Here is a 26,570-nt window from a genome sequence, read left to right as displayed (position 1 = left end):
TGACATTTAGATGAGTACTATATATAGAATAGGGCTTTATTTTTACCTCTTGGTAAGTAGCTTATCGACCGCGCAGGCGCAGGCGCTGGAACTGAACCTATGGAAAAAATCACTAAATATATATGTTGGCAATACGTTCACTAACCGTCTGACAATCCGGAACGGTGGCTCCCAGGTTCAATCAGTCCAGCTGGCGTACGAAGGCGCCCCGGCCATCCGGTTTTTATCCGAAATTCCGGGCGAACTGGCGCTGAGCCCCGGCGAAGTCCAGATGGTTCCGCTGAAGGGTTTTGTTCACCGCCAGTCCGACTCGCCCATCCACGAAATCCGGTTCCGAATCAGCACCGGAACCAAGCCCGTTCAGGAAGTATCGTTTCAGGTAATTGTGGAAGAAAAAGGGCTGCCCGCTCTGGCGCTGCACGCACCGGACGAACCGATCCTGCTTTATTCGGGAACCGAACCCGCCCAGCTGCCGCTCCAAATTATCCACCACCGCACCCGCCGGGAAAACGTCTCGATTGAGGTCGCTTCGTTTCCGGAAATCATCGACCGGAGCCGTTTTCCGCTCAGCCTGGCGCTGGCGCCCCGGCAGGACACCCTACTTTCCATCCCGGTTTCGCCCGAACGCTACTGGTCGGCCAGCACCCCCTATCAGCTTACGGTTACGCTGCGGGATTCGGCGGGCTCGGTTTTGGGCAATGTGATGTATAAATTAATGGTGGCGACGCCCAGCAAACGCTTTCGTGACCTGGACACCCGGTCGTCGGAGGGGTACGGTATTAGTGCCGGGGTGACCAAATTAAGCAACAACCAGTGGGCCCGCGAAGCCCGCATTTTTGGCCGGGATTCGGTGGGCCGGGCGCAGGTCGATTTTCAACTGCATTATCTGGATTATGTGTCGGACGGTTTCCGGCAACTGCAAAACTCCCACCTGTCGATCCGCACCAACCGGGCGCAGTTGCGGCTGGGCAGCCAGTACGATTACCACGAACTGGCGTTGCTGGGCCGGGGCCTGAAACTGAACCTCCATCAAACCACCCACCAGTGGACGTTCTGGGCCGTCAACACCAACCCGAACTGGCTGAACCCCGAAGCCAACGCCTGGGCCGGTACGGTCTATTCGGCGCGCTACGACCACCCCATCGCAACGCTGCCGGGCAGTTCGTGGTCGCTCAGCAGCAGCTACTTCACCAACTCGGCCACCCAGCGGACCGGTTTTCTGAACTTTGGGGCCGTGCAGCTGCACCAGTCCGAACGGCACTGGCTCGAACTGCTGGGCAGCCAGAGCGTCGAATACGCCCGCAGTTCGCCGGATCGCGGCCGGGTGACGGGCTGGGCGGGACAACTGAATTACAGCTTCCGAAAACCGGGTTTTGCCTGGATTTTCCGGTCGTACCTCAGCAGCCCGGTTTATGCCGGTTTGCAAAAAGGGGCCACGCTGGTTCAAACCCAGACGGTCTGGCAGCCCACCCCCTCCACGACCCTGATCGCCCGGCTGAATCACATTCGCTACAATCAGGTCCTGTTTACCTCCCCCGTCGATCGCTACCGGCTGCGGTTTGGCAATACCGTCGCCGAGCTTACGCTGGATCAGCGGTTTGAAAAATTTTCGGCCAGTATCCGCCCCTACTGGCACGCGCAGACGGATTACTCCAATCCGTTTAGCCAGCGGGGCCAGGCGTTCCGGCTCTCCCCGGCCGTCGCATACCGCGACGGAACCCGCCAGCACTTCGATCTGAGTTACGACATTGGAACGTTCTTCGACCTGAGCCGCCCGACGGTCCCTGCGGGCCTGTTGAGCCAGCGAATTCTGTCCAACTGGGCAATGGGGCCGTTTCACCTGTTCGGTTACTGGCAGAAGGGGCCCTATTTCCTGAGCGATCTGCGAACCGACCGCCCGGACCGCGTTCAGATGGCCTCCGTAACACCGATGGTGGATTTTAGCCTTTTCAACCGCCGGTTTATGGGTTCGGTGGGCCTGAACTACCTCTATGATGCCCTTTCGAGTGGTTCGCGGTGCCTGGCGGTTGGGCGGGTCCGGTTTGACATCACGCCCGATTTCTGGCTTAAAGTGGAAGGCAATGCAACGCCCTACAGCCAGCAATCCGAGCTGGCCTACAGCCAGTACCGTCTGGAACTGACCCGGCAATTCAGTCAGCTCAGCCTCAAAAAACGCGCGCAGCTCCGGCTGAGCTTTTTTGAAGATGTCAACGCCAACGGCAGCAAAGATCCGGGCGAATCCTGGATTGACAGCCTGCTGGTGACGGTCAACGAAAACACGCTCCTGACCAATTCAAAAGGAACCATTCTGTACCGCAACCTGCCGCCCGGTGCCTACACGGTTTCGGCCGTGAACATCAGCGCGGTGGGTGATCCGGTGCAATACCGGGACAAAATCACGGTGGTGCGATCGGTTAACCGGCAGGTTCCGCTGCAGCGCACGTTCCGGATCAGTGGGCAGCTTCGGTGCCAGACCAACGTGTATACGCAAGCCTGCCAGTTCAGCCGTTTCACCCTGGAAGTCCTGCGCGATCAACGGCCGGTGACGACCACCACCCCGCAGCCCGATGGCGGTTTTGCGTTTCACCTGGCTCCGGGTTCGTATACCCTGCTGGTCCGCGATTACACCCGGCAACCCCAGACCGTGGTGCAGACGATCCCGTTCCTGATCAGCCCGGGCGGCCAGCATCCCACCTTCGATCTGGCCGTTGACGGCTCGACGCGGTCGGTCGAAATCAAGCGGTTTACGGCGAAGTAAGGCGGTTTTGCTCTTCCGGGTTCAGGTGCCGAATGACGCGGCAGGGGTTTCCGGCGGCAAAAACATCGGGCGGAATGTCCCGCGTCACGACGCTGCCCGCACCGATGATGGTCCGGGCGCCGATGCTGACGCCCGGACAGATGACGGCGCTGCCGCCCACCCAGACGTCTTCCCCAATCACAATGGGTTTGGCAAACTCCAGGCCCGAAGCCCGCACCTGCCAGTCGGTGGGGTGAGTGGCGGTGTAGATTTGCACGTTTGGACCAAACAGCGTCCGGCTGCCGATGGTCACCGTGGTCACATCGAGCACCACGCAATTGAAGTTGAAAAAGACTTTTTCGCCGGCCAGAATATTGTACCCGTAATCACAATAAAAAGGCGGTTGCAACCACAATCCCTCCCCGGCTTCGGGCATCAGCTCCCCAAGAATACGCGCCCGCTGGTCGGGCTGATCTTCCGGACAGGCATTCAGTTCCTGAATCAACAACCGGGTCCGGGTGCGTTCGTCGGCTAATTGCTGATCCAGCGCGTCGTACAGCTCGCCCGCGATCATTTTCTCTTTTTCGGTTTTCATACGCTTTTCCCGGTTGGTGGCCGTGCGGTTTGCCTTGGTTTTACGGGTATCAACCGGAAAAAGCAGACTCCGGTTTTCTAATTTTCGCGGCTGCGGCATCAAGTTCCCGATCCATTCGCTTTCTTCGTACCTGAATACGTGATTCTGAACCATGCCCAAGCTCCTCGTTTCGTTCTGCCTGCTTCTCACCGTCTCCACCGCTGCGCCCCGGCGCCCCAACATCATTTTTATTCTGGCCGACGACCTGGGCTACGGCGACATTGGCGTGAACGGTCAGAAACTGATCAAAACCCCGAACATTGACCGGCTGGCGGCAGAAGGGATGCGGTTTACGCAATTTTACGCGGGCACCTCGGTGTGTGCGCCCTCGCGCTCGGCGCTGATGACCGGCAAGCATACGGGACACACCTACATTCGGGGCAACAAAAGCGTCGAACCGGAGGGCCAGCAACCCATCGCCGATTCGGTGATTACGATGGGTGAAGTATTGCAGAAAGCGGGCTACACGACGGCGGCTTTTGGCAAATGGGGACTTGGACCGGTTGGCTCGGAGGGCGATCCGAATCAGCAGGGGTTCGACCGGTTTTACGGCTACAACTGCCAGTCGCTGGCCCACCGCTCCTACCCCAACCACCTCTGGAACAACAGCGAAAAAATCGTTTTGAAAGCAAATGAGAACCTGAGGCAGCAGAAACAGTACGCGCCCGATCTGATTCAGCAGCAGGCGCTGGATTTCGTCAACGCCAGTGATTCGCAAAAACCGTTTTTTCTGTTCCTGCCGTACATCCTGCCCCATGCCGAACTGCTGGTGCCGAACGACAGCATTTTCCAGTATTACCAAGGCAAATTTGCGGAAAAACCGTATAAAGGCGCCGATTACGGCCCCGACGCCAAAGACGGTGGCTACGCATCGCAGGAATTTCCACACGCGACCTTTGCGGCTATGGTGACGCGGCTGGATGGGTACGTGGGCCAGCTTCTGGCAACGCTGAAGGCCAAAGGGCTGGATCAGAACACCCTAATTATTTTTTCGAGCGACAACGGTCCGCACCAGGAAGGGGGCGCCGATCCGAAATTCTTCAACAGCGGGGGTGGTTTTCGCGGCTTCAAACGCGACCTGTACGAAGGCGGCATCCGGGAGCCGATGGTAGCCCGCTGGCCAGGAACCATCAAACCGGGCACCCAAAATGATTACATCGGCGCATTCTGGGATTTGCTGCCCACCTTTGCCGAACTGGCCGGCACGAAAGCGCCCGCAGCCATTGACGGTATTTCGGTTGTGCCGGCCCTGACCGGAAAAGGGACGCAACGAAAGCACGATCACCTTTACTGGGAATTTCACGAGCAGGGCGGCAAGCAGGCCATTCGGCAGGGCAACTGGAAAGCCGTCCGGCTGAACGCGGCCACAAACCCGGCGGGGCCCGTCGAACTGTACGACCTCGCCAAAGACCCGGCGGAAACCACGAACCAGGCCGCCCAAAACCCGGCCAAAGCGGCCGAACTGGGCCGTCTGATGAACCAGTCGCGCGTGGCGTCGGCGTTGTTTCCCTTTGGCAGCGAAGGGCGGTGAGCCGTACCGGCTAATCCGGTTCGCGTAGGTTTTACTCCGTTTCCCGTACCCGCAGTCCGCAGCGGTGCTTCTATTTTTGTACCGAACAACAAAAACGAAGCAACGATGAACGTTAAACACTGCCTGCTGGTGGGCTGGGCTTTTCTGGCCGCACTAACCTCCTGTAAACACGAACCCGACCCGGTTGAACCCACCGAAAAACCGCCGGTTGAAGCAGCCAAACCCTTCCCCACCGGAACGCCCCTTGGCGCGCCGAAAACCTTTACCGTCGGTCCGGCCGGGGGCGAATGGAAAGACCCGGAGATCGGCCTGACGCTGAGCATTCCGGCGGGGGCGCTGACGACCGAAACCGTCCTTAGCGTGCAACCGGTCGAAAGCACCTGTCCGGCGGGACTCGGAAAAAGTATCCGGCTGCTGCCCCACGATATTGCCTTTGCCAAACCGGTTACCATCGCGTTTTCCTACGCAGCGCTGAAGGATTCCCTCGGCACCACCAGTGGCTTAACGCTGGCGTATCAGGACGAGAAAGGACTCTGGAACCTGGCCCTGAGCCGCGTCGTGGACGAAACGACGCAAACCATCAAAGTGGCCACGACCCATTTCAGCGACTGGAGCATTGCCACCGCCGTCCGCTTGCTGCCCTGTTCCGTGACGCTCTCGGAAAAACAGGAACAGCCGTTTAAATTGATCCAATACATCCGGATTGATTCGTACGAAGAATTTTCGCACCTGATCAATGATGACGACCTGCTGGCTCCGCTGGTTCCTGAAAAAGTAAAGATCATCTACGAAGGCCAGCCGCTGGACCCTAAATACGTCAAAGAAGGCAGTTGGGAGTTGAACAGCGTAGATCCGGATGTGGAAGAAGGTGAAATTTTCCCGGAGCCGAACCAGTCGCGCGCCCTCTACAAAGCCCCGGCTTTTATTCCTCACCCCATCAGCGTCGGCGTTTCGGTGGCCTTCAACACGAAAAAAGGCAAAATTCTGTTTGTGGGCAACGTCGAACTGTTCCCGAAGAACGCGCTGGTTTACCGGATTGGCGGTGGTCCCTGGAAAACCATTCACGACACGTTTGTCGTCCGGCAGAAAGGCGAGTTTGCCCTCGGCGGTTTTGATGCGGCCAACGAAATTGGTATTTCCCTCATTTGGACGGGGGAGGCAGGAACCTACCGCTGGGCGATGGTCAACCAGGTCAAAAATTCGACGGCCTTCGCCCTGCAGGACATCAAGGGGAACAACCATTACGAGGCCCAGTACTATCAAGAAAAGGAAGGATTTGTCAACAGCGGAGGGGCGCTGACCATCACCAAAGTCGGAAAAGCGTCTGAAACTGTCAGCGGCAAATTTACGATCTCGCCAACCGGTCACGCGAAAATCGGCGTTCCTAAAACGATGATCGGGCCTGTCATCGAAGGGTACTTCTCGGTCACCCGGATGCCGGACGTTACCAACTAAAGAAGCCAACGGGGCGGTTTTTCAGCAAAACCGCCCCGTTTTTTAGCGGGCCAGATAACCGTCACCCACCGGATGATAAGCGACCGTCACGACCGAGGCCCAGCCCGGTGGCGAGTTCGCCCATTTCTTCCGCCGTGCCCACCGGAAACCAGGGCGGTTTTTTCGGCTACGTCCTTTTCCAAACAGCCAATGGATTTCATTCCAAGTTCCAAATTGCGGCTCGACAAAAACGTGGGGAGCACCAGGCAAAAGCAGGTGGAGAAACCGGGTCAAACGCTGCACTTGACTTTGGACCTAATCGAAATCAGGGAGCGGGTTCGAGCCTTGCGGCTTCTTGCTTGGAGATTCGCTTTAAGCGCGCAAAGGCGTCTTTTCTCACCTGAATGGACGGATCGTCGAAGCGTTTGAAAGTGGCCCAATCCACGTACGCCCGGTTGGTTTCGCTGTCCAGAAAACCGCCGTGCTCCAGTTGGTGCTTGTCCAGTTCCAGCACATAAATGACCGTCAGCGTGATGGGCTGGTGCGTTTTGGAATAGAACGTCCAGGTGAGTTTCATGAATCACGGATTGTTTTCACAACAATACGGATTTTTCATCGTATGCGATACCGTGTTCGGTCAGTAAGGCTTTGCATTCCTCCACAAAAGCCGTCTTCCGGTGGTGTTCCTTCTGCTTTTTGACGTAATTGATGATCATACCGCGCTCCCGAATCGAGTACGTAAAGGCTCCGTATCCAGTGGCCCATCCTTCAAAATCGGGGAATAAACCGCTTTCTTTCATCCAGAGTGAACTGCCAACTTTGATATCTTTGACCAGCCTGGCGAGGGCAACGGTCGGGTGCAGGTCGCAGACGATGTGAATATGGTCTTCGATACCGTTGATGCGGAACAAGCGGCAGTTCTTGTTTTCAACGATGCCCCAGATGTACCGGTACAACTCCGTGCAGTGGGCTTCGTTGATGGTCGGTTTGCGGTATTTGGTGGCAAAAACGATTTGGTAGCAGATTTGTCGGTAAGCCATCGGTGGAGGATTGGTGTGTAGATGAGACGTTGGCGATGGCGTCGGGTCACAGGCCGGGGGTTTAACCACCGGTTATCGAGCGTCAACACCTTCGGCGTTGGGATATGACTTTGCAACCCCAGAGGGGTTGACTATTGATCGCCGGGGGTGAAACCCCCGGTTTTGGGGTGTAGGAGTTTCTCCTTATTTTTGGGGCCGTCGTTCAACCGGTGTCCTTTGCTCGTGAGAAAAACGCCTTTTCCAGCCTTCCTGTGTTTTTTGCTTTTCTTTTATGCCGGTTTCGCCCAGAAAACCGTATCACCCTCCGCCGTCGTCACCTGGCCCGACAACCTTCCGTGGTGGAAACCGAATAACCTGCGCGTCATCCAGACCAACCTGCCGGCCTACGAAGCCGCGACGCTCGATCCGGACTCCCTGCTGCAGGATCTGCTCGACTGCTCGGCCAACACGCTGCTGATCAACGCGGGCGGCATCATGGCCTTCTACCCCACCCAGCTTGATTTTCACTACACCAACCCGTACATGAAACCGAACACCCTGGCTGAGGTGATTCGGAAATGCCACCGGCACGGCATTCGGGTGGTGGTGCGGTTCGACTTCAGCCGGGTGCACGAAAGTATTTTTAAAGCCCACCCCGACTGGTGTTACATTTCGCCCAAGGGCGAACGGATCATCAACACGGACATGTACGTCGTGTCGATCAACGCGCCCTACGTGCAGGACCGGGCGTTCAGGATTATCGGAGAAGTAATTGACAACTTTCCGATCGACGGGATTTTCCTGAACATGCCCGGCTACCAGGTCAACAACCCGTACGAGGGCAAATACCACGGCATCGACCAGAACGAATCCGACAAAAAAGCCTTCGCCGATTTCAGCAACGGTCTGACCCTGCCGACCGTGGAAAACAAAGCCGACCCGGTTTTTCAGAAGTACCTGGCGTTCAAGAAAGCAACGGTCGAAGACTGGTCGAAACGGCTGCACGAACTGGTCAAATCCAAAAACCGCCAGATCGCCATCTGCACCTACCTGGACAAATACGTGGACATCATCCGGCACGAATCGCAGTCGAACACCAGCCTGCCGTACTGGCCGTATACGGCGTCCGACAACGTGGGCAATGCCGTCAATTCCTTCCCCGATCACGTCATCAGTAACGCCAGCATTCAGCAGATTTCGTTTCAGTCGCGCTACAACGCCGTGGAACCGGAAGAAGTCGGCATCCGGTTGTACGAGAACATCGCCAACGGTTCGGGCCTGGATATCAGCCTGATGGGCGACCTGCGCGGCTACGAGGACGAACGAAACTTTGGGGTGGTTAAGACGATTTATGCCCACCACAAAAAGCACGAACCGTACTTTGGAAAATACAAATCTGTCGCCAAAATCGCCGTGGTTGCGCCGGGTGCCTGGCCGAGTGGCGAGCCCATGCAGGAATACCGGGGTATCGTGCTCATGCTGAAAGAAGCCCACATTCCGTTTGACATCATCGAGGACGCCCAACTGGCCAGCCGGGCCGAAAAAGTAAAAGCGTACAAGCTCCTGATTCTGCCGGAAATTACCTACCTGAGCGCCGACGCCATCCGGACGCTGAAAGAAGCCAGCCAGCAGGGCACCAATCTGATTGCCACCAACCGCAGCCTGTTCGACAGTCCGGAAACCTTGCAGGACCTGTTCGGGGCTAAAATCGGGAACAAAGACCACGACGGCGCCGGTTTTTACCTGAATCCGGAGAACAAGGCTGTTTTCAAACGGTTTCAGAAGCAGAAAATGCTGTTCTGGAAATTCAACCTGGGCCTCTACGACCTGAAAGCCGCCGACCAGACGTTTCTGCCCATCTTGGCGAAAGGCCGGCCCGGACCACCGGAAATCATTGGTGGCCACGATCCGACCGGTTATTTTGCAATGGGCGTCAAAAACCACCCGAAGAGCAAAGCCGCCATTCTGCCCATCAATTTGGGCCGGCTGTACTACATGCACGGCTACGAACAGCACAAAAACATCCTGCTGGACGCCATTGACTACCTATACCCGGAAGCGACGGGAATGTTGAAAACCAACGCACCGGAGCGCGTCGAGGTGATTTTGCAGGAATACATTCGAAACGTTCCGGCCAATGTGAACAAGAAAACCGCCGACGGCCAGATTCTGCACCTGGTCAACCTGACCGGTTTTAGCGGCAACACCTACTTCGCACCCCTGCCGGTTTTTGACCTGAAGTTCCGCATCAAAGCTCCGTCCAGGCCGTCGAAAGTGTTTTCGATGGTGACCGAAAAACCGGTTCCGTTCACCTGGAAAGACGGTTTTGTGGAGTTCAAACTCGGGAAGCTGGGCGCTTTCGATGGGCTGGTGATGCAACAGTGATCACCTACCGTATTCGGGAACGGTCCGGTCACTCGGCTTAGGACTGGCCTACCATGGGACTGGCCTACCATGGGACTGGTCTACCAGCGGAACCGGTTTTTTCTGGAATCGTCCCTGGCCGCCACCCACTGGCTCGTCAGTACAAACCTGCCCGAACCGGGGCATCAGCTGGGGTATCAATTTTAAAGGGTCCGGTTGGGGGGATCTTGCGTGCGTCGTTGTTCTTCCCGGGCCACTTCCTCCTCAAAATGCGTGTTGGCCACGCTAAAACCGTACATGCTGATGCCGGCAATGACCACCGCCAGGACACTGGTGATCGGCAATTTATACGGGTGCATTTTCCCGGCTTCGTCGATCCGGCCCCAATCGTTCGGGATAAAATCCAAAAATTGCCGCAGACCGCCATAGAGTAAGATGGTCAGCACCATAAAGATCAAAAACCGGTGAAACAGACCCGACCGCATTTTTTTAAGAATCCTTAGTCTTTCGTGCAACCACGTTCCGGTTACCAGTTTCCAGCCAAAATCCAGGTAGTGCACGACAAAGCAAAGGATTCCGTACAAAATAACAATGGTAAGAACGACATAAAGCACCGTACGCCCGGTTTCCATCACGCATCAAATTTTAAACCTAACCAACGGCAAATTTATCGCTTTCCGGCGAAAAGCTACTGACATAGGGCTGTCACCTGCTCGCGTTTACTTTGTAGCGTAAACAAACTCCAACCACTATGTCACAGATCGAAATGCTTTTGAAGGAAATGGATCAGGAAGCCAATACCACCCGGAAGATGCTGAGCCGCGTTCCCGACGATCAGTACGACTGGCAGCCACACCCGAAAAGCATGACCGTCCGCTCACTGGCCACGCACATTGCCGAGTTGCCGTCGTGGGTGACGCTGGCCCTGACCACCGACGAACTGGACTTTGCCACCACGCCCTACCAACCCGTCGAAATCAACGCATCGACCCAGTTAATGGACTACTTTGAACGCTCGCTGGCCGACGGCAAAGCGCATCTGGCGGAAGCGACCGAAGACCAACTGGAGGGGCGCTGGGTGCTGCGCGACGGCAATGCCATTTTCAGTGACACCTCGAAGGGCGAAATGATCCGGATTTCGTACAGCCAGATTGTTCACCACCGCGCCCAGCTGGGCGTGTACCTGCGGCTGCTGAACATTCCGATTCCGGGCAGTTACGGCCCCAGCGCGGATGAACAATAACCGTTGAGACCAGGGAGTAAAGACAACCCACTACGAATAGAGCCGATGAAACTTCTTTATTCCCTGGTCTTTACTCCCCTATCTTTTCAGAATCCTTTCAGGCTCAGGTCTTCGGTGTCGATCATTTCCACGCGCTTGCCCATTTTTTTCTGGATGATCTTGAAATGGTGCTCGTCGTCGGGCGTAATCAGGGAAATCGCTTCGCCATCGGCTTCGGCGCGGCCCGTGCGACCAATCCGGTGTACGTAATCTTTGGGCGAACGGGGCAGTTCGTAGTTCACGACGAACGGCAGGAGTTGAATGTCAATTCCCCGCGAAATCAGGTCCGTCGCCACCATCACCGGCAGCGAGCCGGTTTTAAATTTTCGCAGCGTTTCGGTGCGGGCGCCCTGGCTTTTGTCGCCGTGAATGGCTTCGGCCTGAATCCCGTTCTTCCGGAGTTTCACCACCAGGTTGTCGGCTGTGCGGGTGGACGAGACGAACACCAGCACCTGCTTCATCGGCTTTTCTTTGATCAAATACCGCAGCAACGGCCCTTTGCGTTCGGTGTCGATGCGGTAGGCGCTTTGTCTGATCTGATCCAGGTTCTGCGGTTCTTCGGCAATTTCGATCTTAAGCGGATTGTGCAGCAAATGGTCCCGGATTTCCTGCAGGGAATCTTTCAGGGTCGCGGAAAACAGCAGCGTCTGCCGCTTTTTGGGCAGCATTTCAAACACCTGGTTCATCTCGTCGGCAAAACCGAGTTCGAGCATTTTGTCGGCTTCGTCGAGCACCAGCACGTCCACATCCCACAGGTGCAGGGCGTTGGAAGCCACCAGATCCAGCAACCGCCCCGGAGTGGCCACCAGCACCTCGGCGTCGCGCACGCCAATCATCTGCGGGTTGATCGACACCCCGCCGTAGACGGCCAGCGTTTTAATTTTTCGGGGTAAATACACCCCAAATGCCTGAAACACCTCGGCCACCTGAACGGCCAGTTCGCGGGTTGGCACCAGCACCAGGGCTTTGACGCTCCGGTTGATGGCGGTTTTTCGGCGCTGCAACCGCTCCAGAATCGGCAGGGCAAAACCGGCGGTTTTCCCCGACCCGGTTTTGGCAATACCCAGAATGTCGTGCCCTTTCAGAATCGCCGGAATGGCTTCCTGCTGAATGGGGTACGGATTGGTGTATTCCTGAGCCACAATGGCTTTCAGGAGCGGTTCGGATAAACCGAGGGCGGAAAAAGACATACTTGTTACCATCAATTATTCTTCCGGGTTTTCTTAATCGGTTTGCCGTATTTCTTCATCATTTCCTTGGCGTGATCCCGCCGGACGTTCACCTTCTTGTTTTTTTCCAGTTTTTCGTGAAAAGCCCCGCCGTACGTCTCACTGAGGTGAATCTTCTCGACGGCATTTTTCATGTTCACCTTCGGTTTTTCGTCGTCGATCAGCTCGTCCGAAATCTCAAGCCCTTTGGGCAACGGCAGCACCGGAATCGGGTACTTCATCAGGGCTTGAATCGCGCTCTGCTGTTCGTGCTGTTTTTCGGTGATGAACGCAATGGCCATGCCGTTCTTGTCGGCGCGGCCCGTGCGGCCAATCCGGTGAATGTAGTTTTCGGGCACATCCGGCAAATCGAAATTCACGACGTGCGACACCTCGGCAATGTCCAGCCCGCGGGCAATGATGTCGGTGGCAATCAGAATCCGGAACGTTCCGTCCTGAAACTGCCGCACGGCGTTGAAGCGGAAATTCTGCTCCTTGTTGGAGTGAATCAGCCCCACCTGGTCGGGAAACTCCTTCAGCAGTTGCTCATACAGTTGATTCGCCAGTTCCTTCGTCGCGGCAAACACCAGCACCCGGTTCATGTCAGCATCCCGCATCAGCAACAGTTGCAGCAGATTGACTTTCGTGTAAAAATTCGGCACCTCATAGGCGGTCTGGTGAATATTCTCCAGCGGAGTGCCCACGGGCGCGGCTTCCACCCGCACCGGCGTGTTGAAGTAGGTTTCAATCAGCGTTTCCACCTCCTCGGTCAGCGTAGCCGAAAACAGCAGGTTCTGGCGTTTGGCCGGCAACAGATCCAGAATGGTTTCCAGTTGCGACCGAAAACCGAGGTTCAGCATTTCGTCCACCTCGTCGATCACCAGCCGTTTGATGCTTTTGGTTTTCAGCAAGCCCTTGATCGACAGATCAATCAACCGGCCGGGCGTCGATACCAGCACGTCCATGCCCTTCTCCACTTCGGCAAGCTGCGGTTTGATGTTGACGCCCCCGTACAGCCCCACCGCCGTCAGGCTTTGGTAGGTGCTCAACTGCTGAACGGCTTCCACCACCTGCACCACCAGCTCCCGCGTCGGCACGATAATCAGCAGCTGCGGTACCCGCTCTTTCGAAAATTGCATTTGCCGCAGACACGGCAGCAGATAGGCGAACGTCTTGCCGGTGCCGGTTTGGGCAATGCCGCACACGTCCTTACCCGACATCACCACCGAAAATACTTTCTGCTGGATGGGCGTAGGCCGGGTATAGCCCAAATCCGTCAGGGCGTTCAGGAGCGGTTTGGTTAGATTTAAATCCTCGAAAGTCATATCCGTAAACAATGCAGGTCGTTTTATTCTTTACAAGGAAAGCTGCCTCCAACGTTCCATTGACCCGATGAAAACACAAAATTACGAAAACCACGTTCGCTATTACCCTCCCCACCATTTTGTATTTTATCCCGTCGCCCTGGTTCTCCTGGGTTTCAGTATTTACTACGGTTTTCGGGCGGAAGAGTCCGCGCGCATCTGGGCCTTTCTGACCGCGCTGCTGGTTCTGATCATCTGGCTGGCCCTCATGCTGCGGCAACATTACGCCCTCAACAACCAGAACCGCATTGTACGGCTGGAAATGCGGTTTCGGTATTACGTATTGACGCACCAGCGGCTGGAATTACTGGAAAACCGGCTTTCGTTCGGCCAGATTGCCGCTCTGCGGTTTGCGTCGGATGACGAACTCCCCGGGTTGGTGCAACGGGCGCTGACCGAAAATCTTAGTGCCGACGCCATCAAAAAAGCAATCACCAACTGGCAACCCGATCACATGCGGGTATAGCGTAGTTAAAATTCATAGTCAGCGCGCCAGTTCTTTTTCCAGCGCGTACACCATGCCCTGATAATGACCGACTTTTTTGACAACTGCCCCGTTTTTGCCAACCACAAAATGGGTGGGGTACGAGTTGATTTGTAATTGGTCGGTCAGAAAGGTATTCTGGTCGGAAACCACGGCGTAGTCAAACTTCTTTTTCGTTAAGAACGCATCAATTTTGTCGCGCGCATCCAGGCACAGGCTCACGAAAAGGACATCGTTCCGGCCCTCGTATTTTTGTTTTATTTCGTTCAGCGCGGGCATTTCCTGAACGCAGGGCAGGCAATTGATAAACCAGCATTTCAGCACCAGAATTTTCCCTTTGGTCGATTCATTGGTGTACCGCTTTCCATTCTGATCCACCCATTCGTAAGCCGGCAGCGGTTTGCCTTCCCATTGAAAATGCTCGTATTCTTCCAGTCCCCAGTATTTGCTGACGGTTTTAATATCCTGATTTACCGACTCGCCCAGGGCGTACAAGCGGTAATAAACCGACGAATCCGTGGATTGCAGGCGCACCGGAAAAAACTTCCCGCTGGAAATCTGCCGCAAAAAACGGTCTTTCGGAATCACCCTGGAAGTGGCATCCAGGGCGTTAAAATCCTCGTATAATTTCACGTGTTTTTGCCGGTACCGTAAGAAGCTGTCCATATCCCGCACGGCCGCAGCCGGGTCCGTCACCGGATCCCCATACGGTTTTTGCTGCGAGCACGACAGCGCAATCAACGCGAAAATCAGGCTCCGTATTTCCTTCATCATCCAAGCTGGTTAGAATTTTACCTGTATGATTCCCTTTTCACTGCTGTCCGATTTAGAGTTTCATGCTAAACGTAAGCATTGTTTTAAACAATCGACTCGCCCCGAAGGTATCCTTTTTACCGAAAATCAGATCGACTCGTTTTACGCATGAAAACCCTTCTTCACACCCTGGCCGGAACCTGGTTTATTTGCAGCACCAATTTCCCGATGTGGTTGAAGGGCGACAAAACCGGCCCAACGTTTACCTACACCATCGTTCAGAAAAAGAACGGGCCGGTTTTGCTTGATGAAGTAAAGTACCTGAAAAACCGCAAAGCGAAAACCATCACCGGTTTTGATTACCCGGACAAAACCGACGCAACCACGTTTGTCTGGCGCGGAAAAGGCCTTTTATTCTTCGCCAAAAGCACCTGGAAAGTAGCCTTGCTCGACCCCGCCGGGCAGTGGGCCGTCATCTGGTTTTCGAAAACGCTGTTCACCCCCGAAGGCGTCGACATCATCAGCCGCACACCCCGGCTTTCGTCCGCCACCCTCGAACAGATTTCGGCGCTAATGGCCACCGATCCGGTTTTGCAGAAACACCGGTCCAGCCTGAAACCGCTCTGACCGGCGCTATTTTATTTTGCATCAAATTCCCAAAAAATCCTATTTTTGCATCACCCTTCGGCTGACAGCCGCAGCTCCCATCTCTACCCCTGTTCGGACCGAAAGCCTACGCTTCGATTCATCGGCGCAAAGTAAAAAAGGCGCCCTCCCGGCTTTATTGACCTAACAAGATCACAACGAATGAATCAACCCTTTACGATCCCCAGGCGCATGCGTTCCCTTTCCTTCCAAAAGTACAGTTTTGTTCTGTTGATTGGCCTCCTGTTTCAGCTCCTGGCCAGTACGCTTGCGGAAGCGCAGGACGGCAAGCTGAAAGTCAGAGGAAAGGCGCTGGATGCCCAGTCCAATGCACCCCTCATTTTTGCCAGCGTCCGGCTGTTCAAACAGGCCGACAGCTCGTTTGTCGCGGGGGCCATCACGACCGAAACCGGTGAATTCTCGGTGGATGCGGCTGCCGGAAACTACTACGCCCTGCTGGAATTTATCGGCTACAAATCGCTGAAAAAACCGGGTATCCGGCTGAGCCGGGAAAATTCTCCGCTCGACATCGGCACCCTCAAGCTCGCGGCTTCGGCCAGCACGCTGGATGAAGTGGTGGTGCAGGGCGAAAAAAGCACGATGGAATTTTCGCTGGATAAACGAATTTTCAACGTCGGCAAGGACCTCGCCAACGCGGGCGGAACGGCCGTCGATATTCTGAGCAACGTGCCGTCGGTGGCCGTCGATGTGGAAGGAAATGTGAGCCTGCGGGGCAGCAGCAGCGTCCGGATTCTGATCGATGGAAAACCGTCGGGTCTGGTCAGCATCAAGGGCGGCAGCGGTTTGCAGCAACTCCAGGGCAGCATGATCGAACGGATTGAAGTAATTACCAACCCCTCGGCGCGCTACGAAGCGGAAGGCATGGGCGGGGTCATCAACATTGTGCTGAAGAAAGAACGAAAGGAAGGCTTCAACGGCTCGTTTGATGTGATTCTGGGCCACCCGGCCAACTACGGCCTGGCCGCCAACGTCAACTACCGGCGCAAAAACCTGAACTTTTTCGTCAATTACACGGCCTCCTACCGGAACACGCCCGGCCGCAGCGAACAGTATCAGGAGGTTTATCGCAACGATTCCACCTTTCTGACCCAGCAGAATTCGACCAGTAAACTCAAAGGCCAGAACAACAACGCCCGGGCCGGGATCGATTATTTTTTCAACGAGAAAAACGTCCTGACGGGCTCGTATACCTGGCGAATCAGCAAGGGAAAACGGCTGACGGACATCCGCTACCGCGATTACATCGGCAGCCTGAGCAACCCGCAAAGCATCACGTACCGCACCCAGGACGAAACCGAAACCGAGCCCAACTCGGAGTATGCCCTGACCTACAAACGCTCGTTCAAACGCCCGGGTCACGAGCTGACCGCCGATGTACGCTACCTCGACAACTGGGAGAAATCCGATCAGTATTTTGGCCAGCGGACGGTCTTGCCCGACGGAAAACCGTCTGCACTGCCCAACACCCTGCAACGTTCGATCAACGACGAAACCGAGAAGCAGTTTCTGGTGCAGATCGATTACGTGCAGCCGTTTGCGAAAGACGGCAAGTTCGAAGCCGGTTTGCGGAGCAGCTTACGCGACATGACCAACGATTACTGGGTTCGCCAGCAAACCCCGGACGGCGGCTGGGTACCGTTGCCGGGCCTGACCAACGATTTTTTGTACGAAGAAAACATCAACGCCCTCTACGGCATTATTGGAAACAAAACCCGGAAGCTTTCCTACCAGGCCGGGCTGCGGGCCGAGTGGACGGATGTGACGACAACGCTGCGCCAAACCAACGACGTCAATCCGCGCAGTTACGCCAACCTCTTTCCGAGCGTCCACGTCACCTACGACCTGCCCCGGCAGAATGCCCTGCAGGTGAGCTACAGCCGCCGGGTGCGCCGACCGACCTACAACGATCTGAGTCCGTTCATGACCTTCAGCGACAACCGCAATTTCTTCAGCGGGAATCCCGACCTGAATCCGGAATTTACCGACGCCTTCGAAATCGGTCACATCAAGTATCTGGGGAAAGGCTCGATCGGGTCGTCGTTGTATTACCGCTACACCACCGGTAAAATCATCCGGATTCGCCGGGTGGACGAAAACGGCAACGCGAACACCCGCCCGGAAAACCTGGCCACCGAAGATTCCTACGGTGCTGAATTCACCACCTCGTACGCGTTCTTCAAATGGTGGAAGCTCGACGGCAGTTTCAACTTTTTCCGGGCCATCACCAACGGCAACAACCTGGATACCGATTTCCAGAGCGACACGTACAGCTGGTTTGTCCGGGCCAATAACCGGCTGACCCTCTGGAACAAAACCGACATGCAGCTGCGGGCCAATTACGAAGCGCCCCAGCTGACGCCCCAGGGCCGGCGCAAAGCCATTGCAACGCTGGATTTTGCCGTCAGCAGAGACATCCTGAAAAACAACGCCACGCTGACGCTCAACGTGATCGACGTGTTTAATTCGCGCCGGTTTCGTTCCATCACCGAAGGCGGCAATTTTTACACCGAAAACAACTCGCAGGGCCGGTTGCGGCAGATTAACCTGACTTTCAATTACCGTCTGCGGCAGGCCAAGAAGAAAACGAAAGATGTGGGTGAAGACAGTTATTAGGCCAACGGATCAGCCGTGAGCCCGGGGCAAAACCGGCGCATTTTCCTGGCGGGTGCCACGGGGGCGGTTGGCCAGCGCCTGAGCCGGCTGCTGGTGGCCGATGGCTGGGACGTGATCGGCACGACCCGATCGGCGGCAAAAACCGCCCTGCTTCGCGCCCTGGGCATTCAGCCGGTGGTGGTGGATGTGTTTGACGCAGAACGGCTGAACCGCGTTGTTGCGGACGTGCAGCCCTTCCTGGTGATCCACCAGCTGACCGATCTGCCGCCGGGCCTAGACCCCGCCCAACTCCCCGAAGCGCTGGTGCGCAATGCCTACCTCCGGGAGGTTGGCACCCGAAATCTGGTGACTGCTGCCGTCCGGGCCGGAGCGCACCGGATGATCGCCCAGAGCATTGCCTTTGCCTACGCGCCCGGTTCGCAGCCCTACACGGAGGAGTCGCCCCTGAACCCCGAATCCCGTGGCGTCATCAGCCTGGAGCAGCAGGTGCTGACGGCCCCGCTGGCGGGCATCGTGCTGCGTTACGGCCGGTTTTACGGCCCCGGTACGGGTTTTGACCAACCAGCCGCGGGCGGGGCGGTTCACGTCGATGCCGCGGCAGAAGCCGCCCGGCTGGCCCTTGCGCACTGAAAACCGGGTGTTTATAATGTAGCCGAGGAGGACGGAACCGTCTCCAGCCGGAAAGCGGTCGGGGCGTTGGGCTGGAACGCCGCTTTCCGGATTTCCTGAGGCCGAATTCCGTTTTTTTTGCAACGCAGTCCGACGGTTTTGAAACCATTTGCCAGACGAATGGACTACTTATTGGTTCAAACCGACCAGTTACCAAGTCGGCCTGTCTGACCCGGGTTTGTGTGCCTACCTTTGGTCAACAGTTAAACGAAACACACTGACTAATGGCACATTCTCTCGCAAATTCCTCCCGGCCTTACGGCGACGATTCCCTCAACCTGGTGTATGAATTATTGTTCTGCGATCAGGTTGGTCTGTACAAAAGCAAGATGGAGCAACCGGCGGAATCCCCCTGGAACACCTTATTCTCCGAGCGGGCCACCACCGACGACCTGCAGCACATTGCCGCCGACGACGAGCTCGAAACCCGGGCGAAACTGCTGGCCTGCCACCGCCTGCGGACCAACGGACAGCCGGTTCTGAAACGCGAACTGCTGGCCGTGATCATCGAGCTTGGCCTAGAAGACGGCCTGGATGTGCTGGCTTCGTATCAGGACGGAACCGCCCGCTACCTCAATCAGAGCGAGAAAGTTTTGATCTGGGAAACGGCCACCGCCGACTCAAACGCTCTGACGAACAATCTGTTTCAGGACAGCATCTCCATTGTGTCCAAAATCGGGCCCTGGAACGGCGCCCGGCGCCCCCACCCCGCCACCGACGTGGTCCGGATTTCGTTTCTGGTTTCCGACGGACTTTATTTTGGTGAAGGCCCGATCAATATGCTGTTCAACGACGCCCTGGCCGGTCCGGCGCTGCGTTCCGCGACCGAATTGATGCAGTATTTAACCACCCAAACGATGGTTGTCAACTAACCAATCGCCGAATCTTTCTGACTAACCCACATCTGAACAAAGCGATGGCGTCACGTCCATCGCTTTTTTTGTTGGCCGGTTTGCCTAGAAATCGGTCCGGGCGTCTTTCAGGTCCAGTTCCTTGATCCAGATGTTGCGGTACAGCACATCGTGCCCTTCGGCCTGAAGTTTCAAACCGCCCGGTGTGTCCGTAATGCCTTTGCCGCCTTCGTTGCCACCGTCGATGCCCGAATTAGCCCCACCCCATACCTGATTGATCGGCTGGTTGGTGTGCACTTTTTTGCCGTTGAAGTACATCGTCAGCTGGGCTTTCTCGGTGCGCTTTCCGTCTTTAAACCGGGCCGCCCGAAACACAATGTCGTAAGAGTTCCACTTGCCGACGCCGTTGTAAGCGTGGTACGGCGAGGGCGTTTCGTTGATGACGGCCGCCATGCCGTGCGAGGTGGTGTCGCCGTCGAGCACCTGAATTTCGTAGCGGTTTTGCAGGTAAACCCCGGAATTGCCACCCGCTTTGGTGATAAAAAACTCGACGTGCAGCCGAAAATCCCGGAACGCCTGTTTCGTTACAATGTCGGCAGAACCGTATTTGCCGCCTGCCGCCGTGGGGTCGTTGCTGTTCAGCACCGTGCCGTTGCCCGCCGGATCCTTTTCAATGGTCCACTTGATGGGCAACGTTCCCGCAAACCGGGGGCCTTCCCAGTACGTCCATTTCGAGTCGAGCAGCTGGCGCGATCCGTCGAACAGCACCTGGGCATCCTTCGGCGGTTTGGTGCCGACACCGACCTGCGCATCCACCCGCGAAATCCAAGCCGAACAACCGGCCATTACCAACATAAAAAAGCGCATGGGCGACGAATTCCTGACGAATCGTATCATAAAAACTGCGGTTTAGGATTGATGGAGAAAGGTACGCTAAAGTTGCGGGCGATTCCAAATTACGGGCGGTTGGAAATTCCGGAATCTCCGATAAATTTACAAGACGCTGTCAGCGAGCACCCTGCGGGTAGTTTCCGCACCCGCTCGTCTTATGACTACACTAAACCTGCATCCTTAAGACATGAACGAAAATCCCTTCACCGTATCCCGGCGGAAATTTCTGCTGGCGGCTGCGGCCACCGCCCTGGCCCCTCCCCTAACGCTCAAGGCGTCGAAACGCAAACTCGCCCCGGGCGACCGGCTCAACCACGCCTGCATCGGCGTGGGCGGCATGGGCTGGGGCGATCTGCAACAATTCGCCAAACACCCCAAAGTAAACATCGTGGCCCTCTGCGATGTAGACGAAAACCGGCTTAAAAAAGCCGCCGAAGCCTTTCCGCAGGCCCGGACCTATACCGACTGGCGGGAACTGCTCGAAAAGGAAAATGCCACCATCGATTCGGTGAACGTGACGGTGCCGGATCACAATCACTTCGCCATTGCGATTCAGGCCATCCGGGCGGGCAAGCACGTCTATTGCCAGAAACCGATGTGCCACGACGTGGTGGAGGTCCGCGTACTGACCGAAGCGGCCGTCAAAGCGGGCGTTGTTTCCCAGCTCGGCACCCAGATTGCCTCCGGCAAAGGCGACCGGACGGCGGTGCAGTGGATCAAGGACGGAGCCATCGGCAAAGTCAAACACGCGTACCTCTGCTCCAATCGCCCGGGAGCCGTCGAACATTACCGGCTTGTGGGACCGCGCCCGGCCGACGGTCAGGAACCGCCTTCGACCCTGAACTGGGACCTCTGGCTCGGCACCGCCCCCCGGCGCAGCTTCTCGCCGGATATTTACCACCCCACCAAATGGCGCGCGTGGCAGGATTTCGGAACCGGCTGGTCGGGCGACATCGGCTGCCATATTTTCGATGCCGTCTGGAAAGGGCTGGGTCTGAAAGCGCCCAAAACCGTCATTGCCGAGGTGCAGAAATCCTGGGAAGATTCCGCCGAACGCCGGGGCGATACCTGGCCGCAGGGCGATCACATTACCTGGACGTTTCCGGGCACCAAACGGACCTCCCGCACCCTGACGCTGGAGTGGTTCGACGGTGAATTTTACCCGCCGGAAGAAATCCGGGCGCTGTATGCGGGGCAGGAGTATCCGGCTGAATCGGCCATGCTGATCGGCACGAAAGGGGCGCTGCTGATTCCGCACGGCGGGATGCCGGTTTTGTTACCGAACGAGAAATTCAAAGACTATAAAGCGCCGGAGCTGGAAGACCGCAATCACTACCATCATTTCGTGGATGCCTGTCTGGGCGGTCCCCCCACCGAGTCGCATTTTGCGCAGTCCGGCCCCATGACCGAGGCCATTATTCTGGGCACTGTGGCCATTCGGGTGCCGGGGCAGTTGCTCAAATGGGACGCCGAAACCATGAAGTTTCCGAACCATCCGGATGCCGAAAAATACCTCAGCCGCCTGTACCGCGACGGCTGGCAGGTAGCGGATCTTCGAAGGTAGAAAATAAGGCCAAACCATACGCTGGTCGGGACCGGGTGGCCGGTCCCGACCAGCGCTCCTTCGGATTGGTAATCCGCCAGCCTTAGGCGTCTTCCTTTATCAGCATTTTGACCTGTTCGGCCAGTTCGGGTGTCACGGTGACGCCGTGGGCAGTTTTTGCATGTTCGGCAACCTGTTGCAGCAGTTCATCTTCCGTGTTGGCTTTCACAACGCCCGGACAATCGAAGCCCAGGTCCCGGCAGTAGACAGTTTTCATAGCTTTGTCGCGTTTTGAAGGGGTTAATACGTAAAAACTTTATCGCTTTCCGTCGCCAGCCGCACCAGCACCGCTGGCAGGGCAAATTCGGCGGGTTTGCCAGCTAAATCGGCCTCCGTCATGCCCCGGGCTTTCGCCGAATTGCCCGACAGAAAAAACCGCCCGTTGCCTTTTACAATGGCGTCGTAGTGGTCGCGCAGTTTGCCGGTCCCCACGCCTGTCGCCTGATTGAGCACCTGCTCCTGCACTAATTTGACGCCGTCGCCCGCCAGAAACAGGTTGACGGTATGCCCTTCTTCCAGGGCGGTTTTGGCGACCAGAAAAGCCAGTGCGGCCCGGGTCGGATCCTCGCTTTGGGTAACGTGAATAAGGAATTTCATCTTTTTGGAAGGCGTTGAGGAGGTGGTAGTTGACTGGGTGTACGCCGTGGTTGCGGAGAACAGTAAACCGGTTAGGGCATAAAGAATCGTTTTCATCCTGTTTTGTAGTGGTCAGGACAAAACTATAGCACGACACCGCCAAAAAACGGTATCAAAAGATACACAAGCCCAAATTTAGTTGAGTTGAATGGCACCCCGGAAAAGCCGGACTTTTCCCTGCTGTTCAAAGTCTTTCAGGATGCGGGAAATCACAACGCGGGTGGTGCCGAGTTCGTAGGCCAGTTGCTGATGCGAAAGGGTTATTCGGCTGGCAGCCTCCTTTTGCGAACGGTTTTTCAGGTAGGCCATCAGTCGTTTGTCGATCGGATCGAAAGCGACGCTTTCAAACGAGCCCAGCAATTCGTCGTAGCGGCTGCGGAAGGTCTGGATCAGAAACGCGTTCCACGACGGGAATTTCAACTGCCATTCGTTGACGAGCCGGGTCGGAAAAACAAACACTTCGGACGGCTGGGTAGCCACACCGTAGGCGGTGCTGGTGTTGCTGAAATAGGCCGCCGAGAGCGACATCATGCACGTCTGGCCTTCCCGCACGTAATACAACAGAATTTCGCGGTCTTCCTTTTGCTGAAAAACCCGGATTTCGCCTTTTAAAACAATGGGCAAAAAGTCCAGGTACTGCCCCTCACGCACAATCGTATCGTTCTTGCCGACCGTGATAAACTTCCCATGCACGATCATTTCCTGCCGGAGCGCCGGTTCAATAAAAGAAAGGGGGAGTTTCGCCAGCGCTCGCTTTTTTCCATGACGGTCTACGCATCAAATGCCGCTAAATGTAATGAATGTATGCTATACTTTACGCTAACGCCTTCAAAATGTGACTATTAAAGTTCCACTACCGTATCTTAACATACCGTTCAAACTCTTTCGTAAAGCTGTAATCCGGCTCGGCGTACATCCGGTTTTTGAACGGTATGCCCAGTTTTTCAAGGAGCCGGATGCTGTTGAAACCGAGCGCGTAATAATACACCGAAGTGAGCTTGTAGAGGTACCGGCCTTCCTTTTCCAGCGAATACCTCGCAAAACCTTGGTTGGCGCGGTAACTGCTGTCGACGGCTGCCAGCCGGGTATCAACGGGGTATCGTTTAAAATCATTGGACAGGTGGTATTCGATGTAGCGCGTACCGGCCTCGGCAATCTGCTCGAATTCCTCTTTGGTGGTCAGGTCAAAACCAGTCGCCTTCTGATGCGTTGCCAGCCGGGCTTTCCGAATCCGGAGCAGCCGGGTCAGCATCGAATCAATGGCGGTTTTTCGGTCGGTTTGCAGGCAGGCCAGCAGCAGGTCGTTTTCCTCATTGACGGCTTTTTTGAAATCCGGAAATGCGTTGTAAATCGCCCGAATGCTGTCGGCCGACAGGTACAGCCCACCGCGGTCATATCGACGGCCCGTTGCTGAAAAGCGCGGTGGCTGGTCTGGTACTGGTGAAACATTTCGTGAATGACCATGATCGCCCAGCTTTCCGTGTCGGGCACATCCGGAATATACTGCCGGGAAACCGTCACGTCGTTGCAGGCGGCAATCCCGTCGGCAAAGTTGGTGAACATCTGATAGGAGGTATTCAGCGAATCGCTCACCCGGAAAAGCACAAAACCGGGACAGGCGCAGGCTTCGGTACGGGTTTCGCTCAGCGTCTGTTTCTGCGGGTGGACCAGATAAATGCCCTGGTCGGTATAAAACCGTACTTCGTTTTCGATCGCCCGTTTACCGTAAGCGGGCCAATGATTCTGAGCCACCCGCTTCTTGAGCGCCACCAGGTAGTGCAGCCGGTTGCAAAGAATGCGTTCCGGCGCCGTCCGATTGGTTTGCTGAGCCGCAACCGGACGGTTTAGCTGGGCAACGGCCAGCATTAAAAAGACAGCAAGCGAGCGCATACATCGGAGGACTTATTCCGGTTCAAGATAAGCCAACTTTCCGCAATTTCGTTAAAACCGGTCGCTGCTGACGGTTTTTTTGAAGTAAACGGCTTTGGCGCTTTTGGCCGGAATCAGCCCCCGAATGGCTTCGGCGGTTTCGATGGGCAGGTCGGATTCCAGGATGCTGGCGCCGTCGGCAAAGATGGCGCGGTAGGCTTCGGCCCGCTCCGCCGGGGTTTTGAGTTTGTCGTAGGTAGGGGCCGCCGAGATCATGCACATCACCCCTTTGGCGTTCAGCAGCTGGTACAGTGGCCGGTTTGCCGGTTTGATGTCCGGCCCGATGTAGGCAATCATCTGCGTGAATGGAATACCGGCTTTTTCGTAGTCCTTCAGGGCTTCCGGCGTTTTGACGAAGGCCGAAAACATCCGGTTTTTGTTGTCCTTGAAATAGTAGGTCGCTTCGGCCGCCGTGTGAACGGTGAGCATCATGAAGGCGTCGGCCCTGTGCTCCCGGATGATGGCGGCAATCATCGGAAACGGCACGTCCTTCTTGTCCAGATTCAGGACGGTTTTGCCCCGCGCCCACTCGATGGCTTCGGCCAGGGTCGGAATGCGGTGTTCGGTAACGTTTCCTTCCGCGTCTTTGAGTTTCAGCTTTTTGAGTTCGGCCCAGGTGTAATCCGCCACTTTTCCGGTGCCGGTGGTGGTGCGGTCGAGCGTGGCGTCGTGCATCAGCACAATCACGCTGTCTTTGGTCAGGCGCGGGTCGATCTCGAAAAATGCCGGGCTGTACCGGAGCGTATTTTCAAACGTCGCCAGCGAATTTTCCGGAAAACCCGTCACCTTCCCGCCCCGGTGGCCGCTGATGATCGGAATGTCCCTGCCCGTCCACCGAAAAAAACCGTGCAGGTCTTTGGGCGTTCTGAGCGCCAGAACGTGCAGCGGTTGCTGGGCCCGTACAAGCGACGAGACCAGGAAAACGCCGAAGAAACAGAGGATTCGCAGCATAACCCGTTGCGGTTCGGATGAGTTCGGAAAACCGTAAAAATACGGTTCTGCCCCGGTTTCGGCAAGCTGGATACAATTTCTTAATGAATCACCCTCGGCTGCAACCTTCGGTTCTTAAATTGAGGGGCCGCATCCGGCGCAAACGTTTCGATCCCTTCCCGCTTTTGAATGGACTCCAGCCCGCGCCGTCCTTCCGCATCCGACCGCAGTTTGGCAATCAGTTGAGCGTCGTCGCCCAGCAAATCATTTGGGGTAATTTTATGGTTCGTAAGCGCCAGCCTGAGTACTTCCGCAAACCGGGTGTTGGCATAAACGTGTTCCTTTTTCCGGAAATAGTCCGCGTTTAGAATTTCGTATTGCCTCGTTATCCAATTCGCCATTTCGAGGGAATTCACCACGAATTTGTGCTCATAAGCCAAAAGGCTGGCCAGAAATGAGTGAATTTCGTCGGCGGAAATTCGGTTGAAGTAAAACAAATCCCGCAGCGTATAGTCAAGCCGGTCGGCGCACAAATCGGGCAGCGGCAACTCCAGAAGCGTGTAGGAATCGTCCGCCAGAATCGACGGCGTAAAGCCATACCGTTCCAGAATAGCGGGAATCTCGGACTGGTTGATCAGCTCGTCAAAAATCGATTCGTGGTAGTCTTCGTCTGCATTCTCAAAAACGTAATCGGTAACGTGCGAAAAAGCGGTATGGGAAACATCGTGCAACAGGGCCGCTATTTGTTCTTCCACCGATCCACCAAAACGGCTGACGAGGTAATACACGCCCAGCGAATGCTCAAAACGGGTGTGATTCAGCTCAGGATCAACCAAAAATATCGCTCCGCCCTGGTGCACCGATTTTAGCCGCTGGAACGGTTTCGACCGCACCAGCGCTTCGATAACCGGCTGAACCTCAAACGACCCGTAAAGTTTATCGTTTATAACCATCTCGTTTCTGGCTTCCGAA

26 protein-coding genes are annotated in these 26,570 nt (G+C 56.0%); 11 read left to right on the top strand and 15 right to left on the bottom strand.

Annotation, left to right across the window (positions count from 1 at the left end; translation table 11 throughout):
• Nucleotides 1-49: 49 nt before the first annotated feature.
• A complete protein-coding gene (locus tag ACYVHX_RS29485; RefSeq protein WP_460675315.1) occupies nucleotides 50-2,758 on the top strand; it encodes a hypothetical protein in 2,709 nt (902 codons plus the stop codon).
• On the opposite strand, the gene ACYVHX_RS29480 is transcribed toward ACYVHX_RS29485, so the two are convergent.
• On the bottom strand, nucleotides 2,745-3,332 hold the full coding sequence (locus tag ACYVHX_RS29480) for a sugar O-acetyltransferase (RefSeq protein WP_460675314.1): 588 nt from the start codon (nucleotides 3,330-3,332) through the stop codon (nucleotides 2,745-2,747). The genes ACYVHX_RS29485 and ACYVHX_RS29480 overlap by 14 nt on opposite strands.
• A gap of 151 nt (nucleotides 3,333-3,483) precedes the next feature.
• Here ACYVHX_RS29480 and ACYVHX_RS29475 point away from each other — a divergent pair, with 151 nt between their 5' ends.
• Nucleotides 3,484-4,902 (top strand): arylsulfatase, encoded by a 1,419-nt coding sequence (locus tag ACYVHX_RS29475; RefSeq protein ID WP_460675313.1) that lies wholly within the window; start codon nucleotides 3,484-3,486, stop codon nucleotides 4,900-4,902.
• Between the two features lie 105 nt (nucleotides 4,903-5,007).
• Nucleotides 5,008-6,357, top strand: a complete 1,350-nt coding sequence (locus ACYVHX_RS29470; protein ID WP_460675312.1) for a hypothetical protein — start codon at nucleotides 5,008-5,010, stop codon at nucleotides 6,355-6,357.
• A 304-nt stretch (nucleotides 6,358-6,661) separates the two neighbouring features.
• Here the strand turns inward: ACYVHX_RS29470 and ACYVHX_RS29465 are convergent, their stop codons facing one another.
• Entirely contained in the window at nucleotides 6,662-6,913 is a 252-nt protein-coding gene (locus tag ACYVHX_RS29465; RefSeq protein WP_460675311.1) for a hypothetical protein, read from the bottom strand.
• Between the two features lie 16 nt (nucleotides 6,914-6,929).
• A complete protein-coding gene (gene tnpA, locus ACYVHX_RS29460; protein WP_460675310.1) occupies nucleotides 6,930-7,376 on the bottom strand; it encodes an IS200/IS605 family transposase in 447 nt (148 codons plus the stop codon).
• A 222-nt stretch (nucleotides 7,377-7,598) separates the two neighbouring features.
• Here tnpA and ACYVHX_RS29455 point away from each other — a divergent pair, with 222 nt between their 5' ends.
• Complete coding sequence (locus ACYVHX_RS29455; protein WP_460675309.1) at nucleotides 7,599-9,740, top strand: hypothetical protein; 2,142 nt, start codon at nucleotides 7,599-7,601, stop codon at nucleotides 9,738-9,740.
• A 182-nt stretch (nucleotides 9,741-9,922) separates the two neighbouring features.
• On the opposite strand, the gene ACYVHX_RS29450 is transcribed toward ACYVHX_RS29455, so the two are convergent.
• On the bottom strand, nucleotides 9,923-10,333 hold the full coding sequence (locus tag ACYVHX_RS29450; protein ID WP_460675308.1) for a hypothetical protein: 411 nt from the start codon (nucleotides 10,331-10,333) through the stop codon (nucleotides 9,923-9,925).
• A gap of 137 nt (nucleotides 10,334-10,470) precedes the next feature.
• Here ACYVHX_RS29450 and ACYVHX_RS29445 point away from each other — a divergent pair, with 137 nt between their 5' ends.
• Entirely contained in the window at nucleotides 10,471-10,962 is a 492-nt protein-coding gene (locus ACYVHX_RS29445; protein ID WP_460675307.1) for a DinB family protein, read from the top strand.
• A gap of 86 nt (nucleotides 10,963-11,048) precedes the next feature.
• Here the strand turns inward: ACYVHX_RS29445 and ACYVHX_RS29440 are convergent, their stop codons facing one another.
• Both ACYVHX_RS29440 and ACYVHX_RS29435 read right to left on the bottom strand, forming a co-directional pair.
• Complete coding sequence (locus ACYVHX_RS29440; RefSeq protein ID WP_460675306.1) at nucleotides 11,049-12,191, bottom strand: DEAD/DEAH box helicase; 1,143 nt, start codon at nucleotides 12,189-12,191, stop codon at nucleotides 11,049-11,051.
• An 11-nt stretch (nucleotides 12,192-12,202) separates the two neighbouring features.
• Entirely contained in the window at nucleotides 12,203-13,534 is a 1,332-nt protein-coding gene (locus ACYVHX_RS29435) for a DEAD/DEAH box helicase (RefSeq protein ID WP_460675305.1), read from the bottom strand.
• 67 nt (nucleotides 13,535-13,601) lie between these two features.
• On the opposite strand from ACYVHX_RS29435, the gene ACYVHX_RS29430 reads away from it, so the two are divergent.
• On the top strand, nucleotides 13,602-14,039 hold the full coding sequence (locus ACYVHX_RS29430) for a DUF6526 family protein (RefSeq protein WP_460675304.1): 438 nt from the start codon (nucleotides 13,602-13,604) through the stop codon (nucleotides 14,037-14,039).
• Between the two features lie 18 nt (nucleotides 14,040-14,057).
• Here the strand turns inward: ACYVHX_RS29430 and ACYVHX_RS29425 are convergent, their stop codons facing one another.
• Entirely contained in the window at nucleotides 14,058-14,828 is a 771-nt protein-coding gene (locus ACYVHX_RS29425; RefSeq protein WP_460675303.1) for a TlpA family protein disulfide reductase, read from the bottom strand.
• A gap of 150 nt (nucleotides 14,829-14,978) precedes the next feature.
• On the opposite strand from ACYVHX_RS29425, the gene ACYVHX_RS29420 reads away from it, so the two are divergent.
• The 4 genes from ACYVHX_RS29420 to ACYVHX_RS29405 all read left to right on the top strand — a co-directional run bounded on the left by ACYVHX_RS29420 (nucleotide 14,979) and on the right by ACYVHX_RS29405 (nucleotide 19,630).
• Nucleotides 14,979-15,437, top strand: a complete 459-nt coding sequence (locus ACYVHX_RS29420) for a lipocalin/fatty acid-binding family protein (protein WP_460675302.1) — start codon at nucleotides 14,979-14,981, stop codon at nucleotides 15,435-15,437.
• Between the two features lie 180 nt (nucleotides 15,438-15,617).
• Nucleotides 15,618-18,089 (top strand): TonB-dependent receptor, encoded by a 2,472-nt coding sequence (locus tag ACYVHX_RS29415; protein ID WP_460675301.1) that lies wholly within the window; start codon nucleotides 15,618-15,620, stop codon nucleotides 18,087-18,089.
• A 15-nt stretch (nucleotides 18,090-18,104) separates the two neighbouring features.
• Nucleotides 18,105-18,719, top strand: coding sequence for an NAD-dependent epimerase/dehydratase family protein (locus ACYVHX_RS29410; RefSeq protein WP_460675300.1), 615 nt, complete (start codon nucleotides 18,105-18,107; stop codon nucleotides 18,717-18,719).
• A gap of 263 nt (nucleotides 18,720-18,982) precedes the next feature.
• Nucleotides 18,983-19,630 (top strand): hypothetical protein, encoded by a 648-nt coding sequence (locus tag ACYVHX_RS29405; RefSeq protein WP_460675299.1) that lies wholly within the window; start codon nucleotides 18,983-18,985, stop codon nucleotides 19,628-19,630.
• Nucleotides 19,631-19,714: 84 nt separating this feature from the next.
• On the opposite strand, the gene ACYVHX_RS29400 is transcribed toward ACYVHX_RS29405, so the two are convergent.
• Nucleotides 19,715-20,464, bottom strand: coding sequence for a 3-keto-disaccharide hydrolase (locus tag ACYVHX_RS29400; RefSeq protein WP_460675331.1), 750 nt, complete (start codon nucleotides 20,462-20,464; stop codon nucleotides 19,715-19,717).
• Nucleotides 20,465-20,687: 223 nt separating this feature from the next.
• Here ACYVHX_RS29400 and ACYVHX_RS29395 point away from each other — a divergent pair, with 223 nt between their 5' ends.
• Complete coding sequence (locus tag ACYVHX_RS29395; protein ID WP_460675298.1) at nucleotides 20,688-22,064, top strand: Gfo/Idh/MocA family protein; 1,377 nt, start codon at nucleotides 20,688-20,690, stop codon at nucleotides 22,062-22,064.
• Between the two features lie 82 nt (nucleotides 22,065-22,146).
• On the opposite strand, the gene ACYVHX_RS29390 is transcribed toward ACYVHX_RS29395, so the two are convergent.
• From ACYVHX_RS29390 to ACYVHX_RS29360, 7 genes are all read right to left on the bottom strand, one after another.
• On the bottom strand, nucleotides 22,147-22,320 hold the full coding sequence (locus ACYVHX_RS29390; RefSeq protein ID WP_460675297.1) for a DUF1059 domain-containing protein: 174 nt from the start codon (nucleotides 22,318-22,320) through the stop codon (nucleotides 22,147-22,149).
• 23 nt (nucleotides 22,321-22,343) lie between these two features.
• Nucleotides 22,344-22,796 carry a DsrE family protein gene (locus ACYVHX_RS29385; RefSeq protein ID WP_460675296.1) on the bottom strand — a complete coding sequence of 151 codons (453 nt, stop codon included), beginning with the start codon at nucleotides 22,794-22,796 and terminating at the stop codon, nucleotides 22,344-22,346.
• Between the two features lie 78 nt (nucleotides 22,797-22,874).
• Nucleotides 22,875-23,438 carry a Crp/Fnr family transcriptional regulator gene (locus ACYVHX_RS29380; RefSeq protein WP_460675295.1) on the bottom strand — a complete coding sequence of 188 codons (564 nt, stop codon included), beginning with the start codon at nucleotides 23,436-23,438 and terminating at the stop codon, nucleotides 22,875-22,877.
• A 154-nt stretch (nucleotides 23,439-23,592) separates the two neighbouring features.
• A complete protein-coding gene (locus tag ACYVHX_RS29375) occupies nucleotides 23,593-23,991 on the bottom strand; it encodes a hypothetical protein (RefSeq protein ID WP_460675294.1) in 399 nt (132 codons plus the stop codon).
• A complete protein-coding gene (locus ACYVHX_RS29370) occupies nucleotides 23,985-24,629 on the bottom strand; it encodes a hypothetical protein (RefSeq protein WP_460675293.1) in 645 nt (214 codons plus the stop codon). Before ACYVHX_RS29370 ends, ACYVHX_RS29375 begins: the two co-directional genes overlap by 7 nt.
• A 51-nt stretch (nucleotides 24,630-24,680) precedes the next feature.
• Nucleotides 24,681-25,619 (bottom strand): glycerophosphodiester phosphodiesterase family protein, encoded by a 939-nt coding sequence (locus tag ACYVHX_RS29365; protein ID WP_460675292.1) that lies wholly within the window; start codon nucleotides 25,617-25,619, stop codon nucleotides 24,681-24,683.
• An 80-nt stretch (nucleotides 25,620-25,699) separates the two neighbouring features.
• Nucleotides 25,700-26,551: an HD domain-containing protein gene (locus ACYVHX_RS29360; protein ID WP_460675291.1), complete on the bottom strand. Its 852-nt coding sequence runs from the start codon at nucleotides 26,549-26,551 to the stop codon at nucleotides 25,700-25,702.
• Between the last annotated feature and the right edge of the window lie 19 nt (nucleotides 26,552-26,570).

This window comes from Larkinella ripae, from assembly GCF_054780775.1.
The sequence above is the reverse complement of the archived record's forward strand: the minus strand, read 5'-3'. Positions and strand labels throughout refer to the sequence as shown.